The organism is Acidovorax bellezanensis (genome assembly GCF_025421555.1).
In the GTDB taxonomy this organism is placed as follows: Bacteria; Pseudomonadota; Gammaproteobacteria; order Burkholderiales; family Burkholderiaceae_C; genus Comamonas; species Comamonas bellezanensis.
Genome location: NZ_JAODYH010000003.1, coordinates 746,236 through 760,967, shown reverse-complemented (window position 1 = coordinate 760,967; position 14,732 = coordinate 746,236). Strand labels below are relative to the sequence as shown.

15 protein-coding genes are annotated in these 14,732 nt (G+C 63.4%); 12 read left to right on the top strand and 3 right to left on the bottom strand.

Annotation, left to right across the window (positions count from 1 at the left end; translation table 11 throughout):
• Positions 1-1,734 carry a type I secretion system permease/ATPase gene (locus N0K08_RS07065; protein WP_261499400.1) on the bottom strand — a complete coding sequence of 578 codons (1,734 nt, stop codon included), beginning with the start codon at positions 1,732-1,734 and terminating at the stop codon, positions 1-3.
• A 308-nt stretch (positions 1,735-2,042) separates the two neighbouring features.
• The gene (locus tag N0K08_RS07060; RefSeq protein WP_261499398.1) at positions 2,043-2,408 is read right to left on the bottom strand and encodes a hypothetical protein; all 366 of its coding nucleotides are present in this window, start codon (positions 2,406-2,408) and stop codon (positions 2,043-2,045) included.
• Positions 2,409-2,587: 179 nt separating this feature from the next.
• On the opposite strand from N0K08_RS07060, the gene glyQ reads away from it, so the two are divergent.
• The 6 genes from glyQ to N0K08_RS07030 all read left to right on the top strand — a co-directional run bounded on the left by glyQ (position 2,588) and on the right by N0K08_RS07030 (position 8,836).
• A complete protein-coding gene (gene glyQ, locus N0K08_RS07055) occupies positions 2,588-3,526 on the top strand; it encodes a glycine--tRNA ligase subunit alpha (protein ID WP_261499396.1) in 939 nt (312 codons plus the stop codon).
• Between the two features lie 23 nt (positions 3,527-3,549).
• Positions 3,550-5,661, top strand: a complete 2,112-nt coding sequence (gene glyS / locus N0K08_RS07050) for a glycine--tRNA ligase subunit beta (RefSeq protein WP_261499395.1) — start codon at positions 3,550-3,552, stop codon at positions 5,659-5,661.
• Between the two features lie 48 nt (positions 5,662-5,709).
• A complete protein-coding gene (locus tag N0K08_RS07045) occupies positions 5,710-6,297 on the top strand; it encodes a D-glycero-alpha-D-manno-heptose-1,7-bisphosphate 7-phosphatase (protein ID WP_261499393.1) in 588 nt (195 codons plus the stop codon).
• Between the two features lie 69 nt (positions 6,298-6,366).
• Positions 6,367-7,107 carry a lysophospholipid acyltransferase family protein gene (locus tag N0K08_RS07040; RefSeq protein WP_261499391.1) on the top strand — a complete coding sequence of 247 codons (741 nt, stop codon included), beginning with the start codon at positions 6,367-6,369 and terminating at the stop codon, positions 7,105-7,107.
• A 10-nt stretch (positions 7,108-7,117) separates the two neighbouring features.
• Positions 7,118-8,086 (top strand): M48 family metallopeptidase, encoded by a 969-nt coding sequence (locus N0K08_RS07035; protein WP_261499390.1) that lies wholly within the window; start codon positions 7,118-7,120, stop codon positions 8,084-8,086.
• 306 nt (positions 8,087-8,392) lie between these two features.
• On the top strand, positions 8,393-8,836 hold the full coding sequence (locus N0K08_RS07030) for a rhodanese-like domain-containing protein (RefSeq protein ID WP_261499389.1): 444 nt from the start codon (positions 8,393-8,395) through the stop codon (positions 8,834-8,836).
• 55 nt (positions 8,837-8,891) lie between these two features.
• Here N0K08_RS07030 and lysM read toward each other — a convergent pair whose 3' ends face one another.
• Positions 8,892-9,374 (bottom strand): peptidoglycan-binding protein LysM, encoded by a 483-nt coding sequence (gene lysM, locus N0K08_RS07025; RefSeq protein ID WP_261499388.1) that lies wholly within the window; start codon positions 9,372-9,374, stop codon positions 8,892-8,894.
• A gap of 162 nt (positions 9,375-9,536) precedes the next feature.
• Here lysM and N0K08_RS07020 point away from each other — a divergent pair, with 162 nt between their 5' ends.
• The 6 genes from N0K08_RS07020 (at position 9,537) to N0K08_RS06995 (ending at position 14,730) form a co-directional block, all read left to right on the top strand.
• The gene (locus tag N0K08_RS07020) at positions 9,537-10,313 is read left to right on the top strand and encodes a type III pantothenate kinase (RefSeq protein ID WP_261499387.1); all 777 of its coding nucleotides are present in this window, start codon (positions 9,537-9,539) and stop codon (positions 10,311-10,313) included.
• Positions 10,314-10,559: 246 nt separating this feature from the next.
• A complete protein-coding gene (gene rfbB, locus N0K08_RS07015) occupies positions 10,560-11,621 on the top strand; it encodes a dTDP-glucose 4,6-dehydratase (RefSeq protein WP_261499386.1) in 1,062 nt (353 codons plus the stop codon).
• Positions 11,618-12,508: a dTDP-4-dehydrorhamnose reductase gene (gene rfbD, locus N0K08_RS07010; protein ID WP_261499385.1), complete on the top strand. Its 891-nt coding sequence runs from the start codon at positions 11,618-11,620 to the stop codon at positions 12,506-12,508. Before rfbB ends, rfbD begins: the two co-directional genes overlap by 4 nt.
• Before the next feature lie 5 nt (positions 12,509-12,513).
• A complete protein-coding gene (gene rfbA, locus N0K08_RS07005) occupies positions 12,514-13,401 on the top strand; it encodes a glucose-1-phosphate thymidylyltransferase RfbA (protein WP_261499384.1) in 888 nt (295 codons plus the stop codon).
• Positions 13,398-13,952 carry a dTDP-4-dehydrorhamnose 3,5-epimerase gene (gene rfbC / locus N0K08_RS07000; RefSeq protein WP_261499383.1) on the top strand — a complete coding sequence of 185 codons (555 nt, stop codon included), beginning with the start codon at positions 13,398-13,400 and terminating at the stop codon, positions 13,950-13,952. Before rfbA ends, rfbC begins: the two co-directional genes overlap by 4 nt.
• Positions 13,939-14,730: an ABC transporter permease gene (locus N0K08_RS06995; protein ID WP_261499382.1), complete on the top strand. Its 792-nt coding sequence runs from the start codon at positions 13,939-13,941 to the stop codon at positions 14,728-14,730. The genes rfbC and N0K08_RS06995 overlap by 14 nt, the downstream gene beginning before the upstream one ends.
• Positions 14,731-14,732 lie beyond the last annotated feature (2 nt).

The window sequence follows — 14,732 nt, the reverse complement described above, 5'->3', positions numbered from 1 at the left end:
TCATGCTGCTACCGGCCCCATGGGCACGGGCATCTGGGTTGCCTGGCGTGCGGCTTTTGTCAGCGCCGCCAGCACTTCATCGCGCGGGCCGAACGCCTGTTGCAGGCCATCGCGCAATAGCAGCATCTTGGTGGCCACGCTCAGCACACTGGCGCGGTGGGTGATCACGATCACGGTCGCGCCGCGCGCGCTGGCCTGCCGGATGGCCTGGGACAAAGCGGCATCGCCTTCTTCATCCAGGCTCGAGTTGGGCTCGTCCAGAACGACATACACCGGCTCGCCGTAAAAGGCCCGGGCCAGGCCCACGCGCTGGTGCTGGCCGCCGGAAAGGCGTATGCCGCCGGGCCCGACCAGGGTGTCGTAGCCTTGTGGGAGCGAGCAGATCAGCGCGTGCAGACCGACGGCGCGGGCCGCGGCCTCGACCTTGGCCATATCCATCTTGCCGAAACGCGCGATGTTCTCGGCCATTGTTCCGTCGAACAAGGCCACGTCCTGCGGCAGATAGCCCACATGGGGGCCCAGCTCGCGCTTGTTCCAGGTCTGCACATCGGCGCCATCGAGGCGCACCTTGCCCATGGTGGCGGGCCACAGGCCCACCAGCAGCCTGGCCAGCGTCGTCTTGCCCGACGCCGAAGGGCCGACCACCGCCAGCACATCGCCCGGCTGCAATGCAAACGCGATGCCGCGCAGGATGGTGGCGGCGCTGCCCGGAGCGCCCGCCGTCAACTGCTCGACCTGTACGCGGGCCTGGGGGGCGGGCAGCGTCATCGCGCGGGAGTCGGCGGGCACCGCGGCCAGAAGCGCATTGAGGCGATTCCAGGAGTCGCGGACATTCACCACCGACCGCCACTGTCCCACCACCTGTACCAGGGGCGCGAGCATGCGTCCGCCGAGAATGGAGCTGACCACCATCATTCCACCGCCGAGATGCAACTGGTCCTGCAGCAGCAGCCAGCAGGCCAGCCCCAGCAACAGGGAGCTCAATATGTTCTGCACCAGCTTGCTCAGGGCCTGAAAGCCTCCGGCACTGTCCGACGCCACGGCATGCAGTTGCAGAAACTGGCGCTGCTTGGCTATCCAGCGGCGACGGGTGTTCTTCAGCATCCCCATCGCTTCGAGCACTTCCGCATTGTTCAGCGTATCGTCCGCATAGCGCTGCGCTTCCATTGATTCGCGATTGGCCGCCATCAGCGGCGGCTTCGTGCGCTGCTCATTCATCCAGGTGATTCCCACCTGCAACAGGCCGAACACCACCGCTGTCCAGCCGAGCACCGGACTGATCAGGAACAGCAGCACCATCATCACCAGCGCGATCGGCGCTTCCATGATGGCCAGCAAGGCCGGGGAATACAGGAACTCGCAGACCCGCTTGAAATCCGCCAGCGTCTGCATCTGGCCACCCGGAACCTGGCGCACATTGGCCTCGAACATCGCGTTGAAGACGCGCATGTGCATTTTCTTGTCAAGCGCCTCGGCCGCGCTGCGCATGATTTCGCTGCGTGACCATTCGAGCACTTCCATCAGCAGGAATGCACCCAGCACCAGCACCGTGAGCCAGAACAGCGTCGCATGGCTACGGCTGTTGACCACCCGCCCATAGACCTCCAGCATGTAGCCGGAAGGCGCGAGCACCAACAGGCTGGCAAACAGACTGAACCATGCGGAACGCACGAAATAGGGGCGCAAACCGGCGACCGCTGTGCGTAACTCGGAAGGAACCTGGTTGGACTTCATAAGGCCTCGCAACCGTTGCATATTCGGGCGCCCGTCAGGTTCTGGCAGCGCCAACACCTCGCTGGAAACCGTGGTTGCCACAGGCACAGCCTGGACCACCAGCGAAAAAGACAACATCAACGTGCCATTGGTCTGGCGCGAAAGCACCACCTCCGGCCGCTTCTGAGCTTGCAAGCGTTCCTCCATCACGCTGCCGAGAGTCAACTGGAGACGCGTACGCCCGTCCAAGGTGAACATCGACAGCACCCCGGTCTGTCGACCCAGCATCTGCTGGTCGAAATACACGGGGTAACGGTTTGTCGTCCAGTTTATCCAAATGCAAAGAACCGTCCGGGTGCTGAAACACCCTGTGACAGGTACACGACACAGCGTCGTTGAGGTTGTCGATGGAGCCTAGGTTCGCGCGGTTTCTTGAGCGGCGACTGGACGTCGTACTTCCCGTCTTGCGTGTCGACACAAGGGGTTTGTTCTGCGTGCTCAGCATGTGTTTGACGGGCTGGAACAGGTCGGCGAACCGGCCCCTGCACCTGCTGCGATGCGCGCACGATGCGCTGGGCGCCGCCCTTGATTTCCTTGTCCTCGTCGGGCCAGCGATAGGACAGGGTGTGGCGCGCATCATTGGTCCATTCGATGACTTCGATCAATGGCTTGGTGATGCTGTTCAGCAGACCCATGGCGGGCCTTTGCAGAGTGGAAAACCTGCGACCTGTTGCAGGGCGACCCTGCCGCCGCAGGCCCTTGGGCGGTGGCCCGGGCGGCAAACGCGGACGCCAGCATAAAATCACGGTTTACGCGCACCGCGCGCGCACCCCTATCCGCGCAGGACCGGCCTGCCGCAAGCTCCAGAAAAGTCATGCTGACATTCCAACAAATCATCCTGAAATTGCAGTCGTACTGGGACGCCCAGGGCTGTGCCCTGTTGCAGCCCTATGACATGGAAGTGGGCGCGGGCACTTCGCACACCGCGACCTTCTTGCGCGCCCTGGGTCCTGAGCCCTGGAAGGCGGCCTACGTCCAGCCCAGCCGCCGCCCCAAGGACGGCCGCTACGGCGAGAACCCCAACCGTCTGCAGCACTACTATCAGTTCCAGGTCGTGCTCAAGCCAGCGCCCGACAACATCCTCGAGCTCTACCTGGGCTCGCTCGAAGCCCTGGGCTTCGATCTGAAGAAGAACGACATCCGCTTTGTCGAAGACGACTGGGAAAACCCGACGCTGGGCGCCTGGGGCCTGGGCTGGGAAGTCTGGCTCAACGGCATGGAAGTGACCCAGTTCACCTATTTCCAGCAAGTGGGCGGCATTGACTGCAAGCCTGCGACGGGCGAAATCACCTATGGCCTCGAGCGCCTGGCGATGTACCTGCAAGGCGTGGACAACGTCTACAACCTGCAGTGGACCGACACGCTGACCTATGGCGACGTCTACCACCAGAACGAGGTCGAGCAGTCGACCTATAACTTCGAGCACGCGGATGCCGACTTCCTGTTCACGGCCTTCACGGCCTATGAAAAGCAGGCCCAGCATTTGATTGGCGAGTCCTTGTCGCTGCCGGCCTATGAGCAGGTGCTCAAGGCCGCGCACAGCTTCAATCTGCTGGATGCGCGTGGTGCGATTTCGGTGACCGAGCGCGCCGCCTATATCGGCCGCATCCGCAACCTGGCGCGCGCCGTGGCCAAGGCCTACCTGGACAGCCGTGCGCGCCTGGGCTTCCCCATGGCGCCCAAGGCCTGGGCCGAGGAAGTGCTGGCCGACCTGGCCAAGGCCGAGCAATCCGCCGCCAAGAAGGCCGCCTGAGCCGCTGCGACAGAGATAACACCATGAACCACTCGAATCTTCTTGTTGAACTGTTCGTTGAAGAACTGCCCCCCAAGGTCCTGCAAAAACTCGGCGATGCTTTCGCCGGCGTGTTGTTTGAGCAGCTTGCTGCCCAGGGCCTGACCAGCTCCGAATCGCGCCTGACGGCCTATGCCTCGCCACGTCGCCTGGCCGCCCACATCACCGATGTCGCGCCGTCTGCAGCCGACAAGGCCGTTTCGCAAAAGCTCATGCCGGCCAGCGTGGGCCTGACGGCCGACGGCCAGGCCACGCCTGCGCTGCTGAAGAAGCTCGCCGCCCTGGGCGCCGATGCATCGGCCGTGGCCGGCTTGCAGCGCGTGCACGACGGCAAGGCCGACGTGCTGTACTTCGAAAGCACGGCGCGTGGCGCCCTGCTGACCGACGGCCTGCAAAAGGCCCTGGACGAAGCCATTGCCAAGTTGCCCATTCCCAAAGTGATGCGCTACCAGCTGCAGGACGGCTGGACCAGCGTGAACTTCGTGCGCCCGGCACACGGCCTGGTCGCGCTGCACGGCACGCAGGTGCTGGTGGGCGTCAAGGCCCTGGGCCTGACAGCCGGCTCGGCCACCCACGGCCACCGTTTCGAGGCCAGCGTGGACCCGGTGGTCATCGAAAACGCCGACAGCTATGCGCGGCAAATGACCGAGCAGGGCGCGGTGATCGCGAGCTTTACCGAGCGCCGCGCCGAAATCGCGCGCCAGTTGCAGGCTGCGGCCGAGAAAGTCGGCGGCGGCGTGCGCCCCATCGATGACGCGGCCCTGCTGGACGAAGTCACGGCCCTGGTCGAGCGCCCGCACGTGCTGATCTGCGAGTTCGAGAAGGAATTCCTCGGCGTGCCGCAGGAATGCCTGATTCTGACCATGAAGGCCAACCAGAAGTACTTCCCGCTGCTGGCTGCCGACGGCAAGCTGACCCACCAGTTCCTGGTGGTGAGCAACATCAACCCGGCCGATGCCAGCGCCGTGGTGGGTGGCAACGAGCGCGTGGTGCGTCCGCGCCTGGCCGATGCCAAGTTCTTCTTCGACCAGGACCGCAAGAAGACGCTGGCTTCGCGCGTCGAGGGCCTGGGCAAGGTGGTCTATCACAACAAGCTGGGCACCCAGGGCGAGCGCGTCGACCGCGTGCGCGCCATTGCCAAGTCGATTGGGCAGCAGCTCGGCGACAGCGCCCTGGCGCGTCAGGCCGATCTGGCCGCGCAGCTGGCCAAGACCGATCTGGTGACCGACATGGTCGGCGAGTTCCCTGAACTCCAGGGCACGATGGGCCGCTACTACGCGCTCAACGACGGCCTGGATCAGAACGTCGCCGACGCCATCGAAGACCACTACAAGCCACGCTTCGCGGGCGACGAACTGCCGCGCAATGACGTCGGCGTGGTCGTGGCCCTGGCCGACAAGCTCGAGACGCTGGTCGGCATGTTCGGCATCGGCAACCTGCCCACGGGTGACCGCGATCCGTTCGCACTGCGCCGCCACGCGCTGGGTGTGGTCCGCATGCTGGTCGAGAAAGACCTGGCTCTGGACCTCGAGACCCTGTTGGTGAGCGCCATTCCCGCGTTCGGCGACAAGATCAGCGACGCCACGCCCGCGCTGGCCGATTTCATCTATGACCGCCTGGCGGGCAATCTGCGCGAGCAGGGCTTCAGCGCTCAGCAGGTCGATGCCGTGCTGGCCCTGCGCCCGCAGCGCCTGTCCGACGTGCAAAAGCGCCTGGATGCCGTGCGCGCCTTCGCCGCGCTGCCCGAAGCTCCGGCCCTGGCCGCGGCCAACAAGCGGGTGGGCAACATCCTGAAAAAGGCCGAAGCCGCGGTGCAAGCCAAGGTCGATGCAGGCGTGCTGCAGGAAACGGCCGAGAAAGACCTGTACCAGGCGCTGCAAACGGCCGTGCCGCGTGCCGACGCCCAGTTTGCCGAAGGCGACTACACGGCCAGCCTGCAAACCCTGGCCGTGCTGCGCGTGCCGGTCGATGCGTTCTTTGACCAGGTGATGGTCAACGCCGAAGATCCAGCGCTCAAGGCCAACCGCCTGGGCCTGCTGGCCACGCTGCACGAAGCCATGAACCGCGTGGCCGACCTGTCGCGCCTGGCGGCCTGAGCGCCGGCCGCGGTCTGTCCTGCCGATCAACTCTGTGGAAAGCACACCATGAAGCTGGCAATTCTGGACCGTGACGGCACGCTGAACCTGGCCGATGAGGCCTTCATCACCACGCCCGAAGCCTGGGTGGCCCAGCCGGGGGCGCTGGAAGCCGTGGCGCGGCTGAACCGCGCGGGCTGGCATGTGGTGGTGGCGACCAACCAGCCTGGGCTGGGCGGGGGGCAGCTGGACACGACCGAGCTCAATGCCGTGCACGCCAAGATGCACCGCGAGCTGGCGGCCGCCGGTGCGCGCATCGAAGCCGTGTTTTACTGCCCGCACAGGCCCGAGGAGGGCTGTGCCTGTCGCAAGCCCGCGCCTGGCCTGCTGGTCCAGATTGGCGAGCGCTATGGTGCGGAGCCCGATGAGACCTGGGTGATAGGCAGCTGCGCGGTCCATCTGCAGGCCGGGGCCCAGTGGGGTGCCCATCTGCATCTGGTGTGTACGGGCGCGGCGACCGGGTTGCTGCCTGGCCAGCCGCTGCCGCCGGACTTCCCCTCCGGGGTGGCGGTGCACGCCAGTCTCTCGGACCTGGTGGATCAACTGGTTCCTGCCGAACCGCTGCCGCAGCCCCTGTCACAGGGCACCGCGCATTGAGCGCCGCGAGTCCCCGCCCCAGGCGCTGGGCGCGGCTTGCCTTTTAACTTCTTTGAACTGATTTTCGCCATGCCACTGATCCGCTCCGTGATTCACATGCTCTGGATGGCTGTGACCTGCATTCCCTATACGCTGGCCATCTTGCTGGTGCGTCTGTTCGGGGCATCGTCGCGCACGCGTTATCGCATTGCGCGCGCCTGGCTCAAGCTGAGCGTGGACAGCGCCGGCTGGTTCATGGGCGTGCGTTACCGGGTGCAGGGCATGGAGCATCTGCCCACCGATCCGCTGCAAGGCGTGGTGCTGCTGGTCAAGCACCAGTCGACCTACGAAACCTTTCTGATGCCGGCCATCATGCCGCGCCCATTGGCCTATGTGTTCAAGAAAGAGCTGTTGCAGGTGCCGTTCTTCGGCTGGTCGATCGGCAGTCTGGACATGATCCACATCGACCGGGCCGCGGGCTCGCGCGCTTTCCACAAGGTGGTCGAGCAGGGCAAGCGCCTGCTGGCCCAGGGCACCTGGGTGATCATGTTCCCCGAAGGCACACGCATACCGCGGGGTGAAAAGGGCGAGTACAAGTCGGGTGCGACGCGCCTGGCCATCATGGCGGGCGTGCCGGTGGTGCCGGTGGCCGTGACTTCGGCCAAGTGCTGGCCGCGCAAGGCTTTCATCAAGCACCCGGGCGTGGTGGACGTCAGCGTAGGCCCGCAAATCGACACCACAGGCCGCAAGCACGATGAGCTGATGGCCGAAGTCGAAGCCTGGATCGAGGCCGAAATGCAGCGCCTCGATCCAGAAGCCTACCGCCGCTGAAGCCTGGGCCATGGCCGGTTTGTTGCAACGTGCCTGGGACTGGCTGGCCCCGCCTCAGGTGCCTCTGGTCGACGGCCAACTGGTCAAGCGCCAGCGCCGATCGCAGCCACCTGCATCGCCGCAGCCGCTGCAAACCGCACTCGACTTTGTTGCGCCGTCGGCGGCACCCGCACCGGTCGCGGTGCCCGCTGCCGAACCTCCCGCCCCGTCGCCTGTCGCTTTTCACCATCCCCAAGCGAGCCACCAGCTGCAGCTGGCCGGCATCGCCGTCGGCTACCTGCTCGAACGCAGTCGTCGGCGCAGCATAGGCATGACGGTCTGCGCCCAGGGGCTGCGGGTGCGCGCGCCGCTGGGCGTGGGCCACGGCGCCGTCGAGCGCGTGCTGCGGGACAAGGCCGACTGGATCGTGCGCAAGCTGGCCGAGCAGCAACAGCGCAGCCAGCAGTCGCTGAGCGCACGCATCGCCTGGGACGCGCAAGCGCAACTGCCTTATCTGGGCCGGTCCTTGCACCTGCAGCCATTGGCCCCGGGGCAGCGCCCACCAGCGGCCCTGCTGCCGTGTGAAACGGGGTGCGTGCTGCAGTTGCCGCTACCCGTGGGCGCGTCGGCAGACCAGATCCGCGCCGCGGTCCATGCCTGGTGGTTGCGGGCCGCACGCAGCCACTTCGCCGAGCGGCTGGACCACTTCGCTCCCTTGTTGGGCGTGCAGTGGCGCAGCCTGCGCCTGTCCAGCGCGCGCACGCGCTGGGGCAGCGCCCGCAGCGATGGCTCCATCCGGCTGAACTGGCGGTTGATGCACTATGCGCCCGAAGTCATCGATTACGTCGTGGTGCATGAACTGTCCCACCTGCACCACATGGACCACAGCCCGCGTTTCTGGGCCACGGTGGCCGGCGTGCTGCCCGATTACCGGGCGCTGCGCCAGCAGCTGCGCGACCAGCCGGCGCCGCAGTGGAGTGAGACGGAGTTCACCCCCTGAGCGGCTATCGCCGCTTCCCCCTCTCATCCTGCGGTGGAGGGGGACGGCAGCCTCGGTGCGGGGCGGCCCTTCCTCGCTGCCCCCTTGTTGGGGTGCGCCAGTTTCAAAGGCTGCGCGCAATGCATGCGCTGAGAAAAATACCCCCACGCTGGCTTCGGGGCTTGGGCCGCCCCGGCTTACCCCTCTCAACCTGCGGTGGAGGGGGGTTGTCGTAGTCCCGTTTTTTCGGACATATCAACAGGGGAGTCGCTGGATGCCGGGCCGCAGTTCTGCGAGACTGTGGTTTTCAGCTCGCCTGTCCGTGCCATGACCGATTCTCCTGTTCCCGATTCTTCGACACCAGCGGCTGGCGTGCGCGCCGCCAATGGCTACGCTGGCGATCTGCCCGCAGCGCTGGCCTGGCAATGGGTGCAGCAAGGCCAGGCCGTGCTGGTCGACGTGCGCACCGACGCCGAGCGCGACTGGGTCGGACGTGTGCCCGGCGCCGTGGCCGTGGCCTGGAAGCAATGGCCTGGCATGGCGGCGAATGCCGACTTCGATGCGCAACTGCGCGCCGCCGTGCCCGAAGGCATGAAAGTGGTGCTGCTGTGCCGCAGCGGCGTGCGCTCGGTGGCGGCGGCGCAGCGCGCCACGGCCCTGGGCCTCGAGGCCTACAACATCCTCGAAGGCTTTGAAGGCGATGCCGACGAGAACGGCCAGCGCGGCCGTCTCGGCGGCTGGCGCCTGGCGGGCCTGCCCTGGCGGCAGTGAGCGGCGCGCACCATGAAAAACGGGCCCTGAGGCCCGTTGTGGTGTCTATCGCCGATTACAGCGCAGGGATGCGCAGCTTCTGGCCGGGGTAAATCTTGTCAGGACTGCTCAGCATGGGCTTGTTGGCTTCGAAGATCGCCGGGTACTTGTTGGCGTCGGCGTAGTACTTCTTGGCAATCGCCGACAGCGTGTCGCCGCGCACCACGTCGTGGTACTGGGCTTCGGGTTCAGGATTGGTGACGTTCATCTGGTTGTCCACCGACGTCACGCTGGCCACGTTGCCGCAGCACAGGGTGATTTTTTCCTTGGCCGCCTGGGTCGGGGCATCGCCCGTCACCGTGACCTTGCCCTGGGATCCGTCAAACGTCACCTTGACGCCGCTGGCGCCCAGGTTCTGCGTGGCGATGTAGTTTTCGATAGCGCTGGCGGCCTTGGCGTTCAAGTCGTCCTGCGTCGCGCCACCCGCCGGTGCGGCCTGGGCATCCTTGCCTCCAAACAACTTCTCGCCGGCTTCCTTGATGAAACTGAAAAGACCCATGGGATGACTCCTGTGAAAAGCAAAGAGCGTTCACTTTAACGTCAATTGCAAACCTGTGGCGTCGGATAAGTGCCCGTGGAGCTTCCCCGTTGCGGCATCAAAGTGTCGCCTACGGGCGGATTGAGACGCCCAACAAGGGAAAAACTCCGCATAATCCGCCGCATGACTTTTCTGGCCATCGACGTCGGCAACACCCGCCTCAAATGGGCGCTGTACGACGCAGCGCATCCTGGCGCCACTTTGCTGGCGCATGGCGCCGAATTCCTGGAGCACATCGACCAACTGGCGGAAACCGGTTGGGCGGGACTGCCCGCGCCCGACCGCATGCTGGGCTGTGTGGTCGCGGGCGATGCCGTCATGCGCCGTGTGCAGCAGCAGATCGAGCAGATGGCGCATTGGGACGTCGTGCCCCAGTGGGTGGTTCCATCGGCGGCCGAAGCCGGTGTCTTCAATGGTTACGACCATCCCACGCGTTTGGGTGCTGACCGCTGGGTGGCGATGATTGGCGCGCGCCATCAAGTGCTTTCCCAGGGCGCGGCGCGGCCGTTGGTGGTGGTCATGGTCGGCACGGCCGTCACCGTGGATGCCCTGGACACCGAAGGCCATTTTCTCGGCGGCCTGATCCTTCCCGGCCACGGCATCATGCTGCGCGCGCTGGAAACCGGCACCGCCGGCCTGCACGTGCCCACGGGCGAAGTCACGCTGTTCCCCACCAATACCAGCGACGCACTGACCAGCGGCGGCACCTATGCCATCGCCGGAGCCGTCGAACGCATCTACCAGCATCTGGCCACGCGCTGCGGCGAAGCGCCGGCCTGCATCATGGCGGGCGGCGCGGGCTGGAAAATGGCGCCGAGCATGTCGCGTCCGTTCGAACTCGTCGACAACCTGATTTTTGACGGCTTGCTGGTGATTGCCGGGCAGCGCTGGCAGGACTGAGCGACAGCTCGGGATTCGCGGGCCGCTCAATTGTGAAAATTTGTCGGTGATGCTGGGCCCCGCGCATATGGGTTTCATGGGGGCGGGCTGTCTTTGTTGGCTGGAAGCCACGCCGTGTCTTGCTGGGTTTTGCGTGGGTCCATCACGCGGCAGATGCTTACTGTCGGTGACTACCCTCGTTCGCATGGGCAGAATTCGGGTGAGATAATTGCAGGCTTCGCCGAAAGGCATCTACATATTCCACCCATGATTCTGGTCACAGGCGGCGCTGGCTTTATCGGTGCCAATTTCGTACTCGATTGGCTTTCAGTGCATGACGAGCCGGTTGTTAATCTCGATAAACTGACTTACGCGGGCAATTTGCACAACCTGGCCAGCCTGCAAGGCGATGCCCGTCATGTGTTCGTGCAAGGCGATATCGGCGACAGCGCATTGCTGACCGAGTTGCTGCAAAAACACCGGCCGCGTGCCGTGGTCAACTTCGCGGCGGAAAGCCATGTGGACCGGTCCATTCACGGTCCGGAAGATTTCATCCAGACCAATATCGTCGGCAGCTTTCGCCTGCTGGAGGCAGTGCGCGCCTACTGGAATGGCTTGGATGCGACGCCCAAGCAGGACTTCCGTTTTCTGCATGTGTCGACGGACGAAGTCTATGGTTCGCTGGATGCGCAGGCGCCGGCCTTCACCGAAGAACATCTTTATCAGCCCAACAGCCCGTATTCCGCGAGCAAGGCCGCGAGCGACCATCTGGTGCGCGCCTGGCACCATACTTACGGCCTGCCGGTGTTGACCACCAACTGCAGCAACAACTACGGGCCATTGCATTTCCCGGAAAAGCTGATCCCGCTGATGATAGTCAACGCCCTGGCCGGCAAGCCCTTGCCCATATATGGCGACGGCATGCAGGTGCGTGACTGGCTGTACGTCAAGGACCACTGCAGCGCCATCCGCCGCGTGCTCGAGGCCGGCCGATTGGGCGAGACCTATAACGTCGGCGGCTGGAATGAAAAGCCCAACGTCGATATCGTGCACCATGTCTGCAGCCTGCTGGACGAACTGCGCCCGCGTGCCGACGGCCAGTCGTACCGCGAACAGATCAGCTACGTCAAGGACCGGCCCGGCCATGACCGGCGCTACGCCATCGACGCGCGCAAGCTCGAGCGCGAGCTGGGCTGGAAGCCGGCAGAAACCTTTGAGTCGGGCATCCGCAAGACGGTGCAGTGGTACCTGGAAAATCCGCAATGGGTGGCCCAGGTGCAAAGCGGTGCCTATCGCGACTGGGTGCAAACCCAATACGCCAACGCATGAAGATTCTTCTTCTGGGCCCCACGGGTCAGGTCGGCTGGGAACTGCAGCGCAGCCTGGCTGTGCTCGGTGACGTCACTGCCCTGGGACGTCAGAGCACGCCCCATGGCGCCGATTTCGCCGACCCTGAGGCGGTGGCGCACACGGTGCGCGCCCTGCGCCCGGATGTCATCGTCAATGCGGCGGCGCACACTGCCGTGGACAAGGCCGAAGCCGAACCCGATCTGGCGCAACGGCTCAACGCAACGACGCCGGGGGTACTGGCGCGCGAAGCCGCCGCCTTGGATGCCTTGCTGGTGCACTACAGCACCGATTACGTGTTCGATGGCAGTGGCAGCACGGCCCGCGCCGAGAGCGCTGCCACGGCGCCGCTGTCGGTCTACGGCCGCACCAAGCTCGAAGGCGAACGCGCGATCGCCGAGAGCGGTTGCCGACATTTGATTTTTCGCACCAGCTGGGTCTATGCCGCACGCGGCGGCAATTTCGCCAAGACCATGCTGCGCCTGGCGCAGGAGCGCGACCGGCTCACGGTGATTGCCGATCAGTGGGGTGCGCCCACGGGCGCCGACCTGATTGCCGATGTCACGGCCCATGCCATCCGCCATGTGCAGCATGCGCCGCAAGACCTGGGCCTGTACCACCTGGTGGCATCGGGCGAGACCTGCTGGCATGCCTACGCCCAGTTCGTGATCGACACCGCGCGCCGTCTGCGCCCCGAATTGCCCATCCAGGCCACCGAAATCGCCGCCGTGCCTACCAGTGCCTTTCCCACGCCGGCCGCGCGGCCCTTGAATTCGCGCCTGGACACTTCACTGCTGCAAGCCCGCTTCGGCTTGCGGCTTCCTGATTGGCAGCAAGGGGTGACCCGCATGCTGCAAGAAATTCTCTAAAGACCATGACTCAACGCAAAGGCATCATCCTCGCCGGCGGCTCCGGCACCCGACTGCACCCGGCCACGCTGGCCATCAGCAAGCAATTGCTGCCGGTGTACGACAAGCCCATGATCTATTACCCGCTGAGCACGCTGATGCTCGCGGGAATCCGTGAAATCCTGATTATCAGCACGCCCCAGGATACGCCGCGCTTCGAGCAACTGCTGGGCGACGGCAGCCAATGGGGCCTGCGTCTCGAGTATGCCGTGCAGCCCAGCCCTGACGGACTGGCCCAGGCCTTCATCATTGGCGAGAAGTTCCTCGACGGCGCACCGAGCGCGCTGGTGCTGGGGGACAACATTTTCTACGGCCACGATTTCCAGACCTTGCTGGGACGCGCCCAGAAACGCGAAGAAGGCGCGAGTGTCTTTGCCTACCATGTGCACGATCCCGAGCGTTACGGCGTGGCCGAATTCGACGGCTCCGGCAAGGTGCTGTCGCTGGAAGAAAAGCCGGCCGTGGCCAAAAGCAATTACGCCGTGACCGGCCTGTATTTCTACGACGCGCAAGTGGTGGAGATGGCCAAGGGCCTGAAGCCTTCGCTGCGCGGCGAGCTGGAAATCACCGACCTCAACCGCCTGTATCTTGAGAAAGGCCAGTTGCAGGTGGAAATAATGGGCCGTGGTTATGCCTGGCTCGATACCGGCACCCATGAAAGCCTGCTGGAAGCGGGCCAGTTCATTGCCACGCTGGAAAACCGCCAAGGCTTGAAAGTCGCCTGTCCCGAAGAGCTGGCGTTTCGCCAGGGATGGATCGATGCCGCGCAACTGGAAAAGCTGGGGCAGGCGATGGCGAAGAATGGCTACGGACAATACCTGCTGCGTCTGCTGAAAGAGAAGGTGAGCGTATGAAGGTGACGCCCCTGGAGATCCCGGAAATCTTGCTGATAGAGCCCAAGGTTTTTGGAGATGAACGAGGTTTTTTCTTGGAGAGCTTCAATCAGAAAGTATTTTCTGAAGCCTTGGGGAAAGAATATTCATTCGTTCAGGATAATCACAGCAGAAGTGCCAAAGGGGTTTTGCGTGGATTGCATTACCAGATCCAGAAGCCGCAAGGGAAGCTGACGCGCGTTGTGCAAGGGTCGGTTTATGACGTGGCGGTGGACCTGAGGAAGAACTCACCTACATTCGGTGGCTGGGTGGGGGTTGAGCTGAGCGAGAAAAATCAAAGACAACTGTGGGTTCCACCCGGTTTTGCGCATGGTTTCATCGTTCTTAGTGAATCTGCGGATTTTCTCTACAAGACAACAGAGTATTACGCGCCTGAGCATGAGCGAGCCATACGATGGGATGACCCGACGTTGGCCATTGATTGGCCCGCAGCGTTGACGCCAATATTGTCGCAAAAAGATTTGAAAGCATCTTACTTCAAAGATGCGGAGGTTTTCGATGAGTGTAATTAAGTCTCCCGCAATGGAGGATCTGAAAAAATCCTTCGAAAGCTGGTCTATCGTTAGCTATATGGCGTTGAGCGATATGAAGGCGCGGTATAAACGCAGCGTTCTTGGTCCGCTGTGGATCACTCTCGGTACGGCAATTGGCTCTGTTGGATTGGGTTTGTTGTGGAGTGAGTTGCTGAAAGTCGATGCGAAGACCTTTGTGCCGACCTTGACGGCGGGTTTGATCATCTGGCAGCTTGTCTCGGGGGTGATCACTGAGTCATGCAGCTTGTATGGGCGCCAGGCATCCATCATTCGCAACATGAACCTGCCTTTGGGGATTCATCCGATGCAGCTGCTGTGCAGGCATCTGATCAACTTTGCCCATAATATTCCGGTGTTCATTTTGTTGGCGCTGGCATTGGGTGTTCCGGTGAATGCCAATACTTTGCTGTTTATCCCCGGCCTGTTGTTGGTGGCATTGAACCTTTGCTGGATCTGCATGGTGGTCAGCATCCTGGGTGCCCGCTTCAGGGACTTTGAGCATATCGTTTCAACCGTGATTCCCTTGCTGATGTTTGTCAGTCCTGTTTTCTACAGGCCTGCCTATTTGCCATTCAGCCAGAACATCATTTGGGCTAACCCGCTCTCATATTTCATCGAGATCATCCGGGATCCCTTGATGGGAGTGGCTCCACCTATGTTTGTGATTCAAGTAAATCTGCTGATGCTTGTGGTCGGATGGATTGGCGCTGTTTGGCTTTTCAATAAGAAGCACAATCGTATTGCATTTTGGATTTGAAT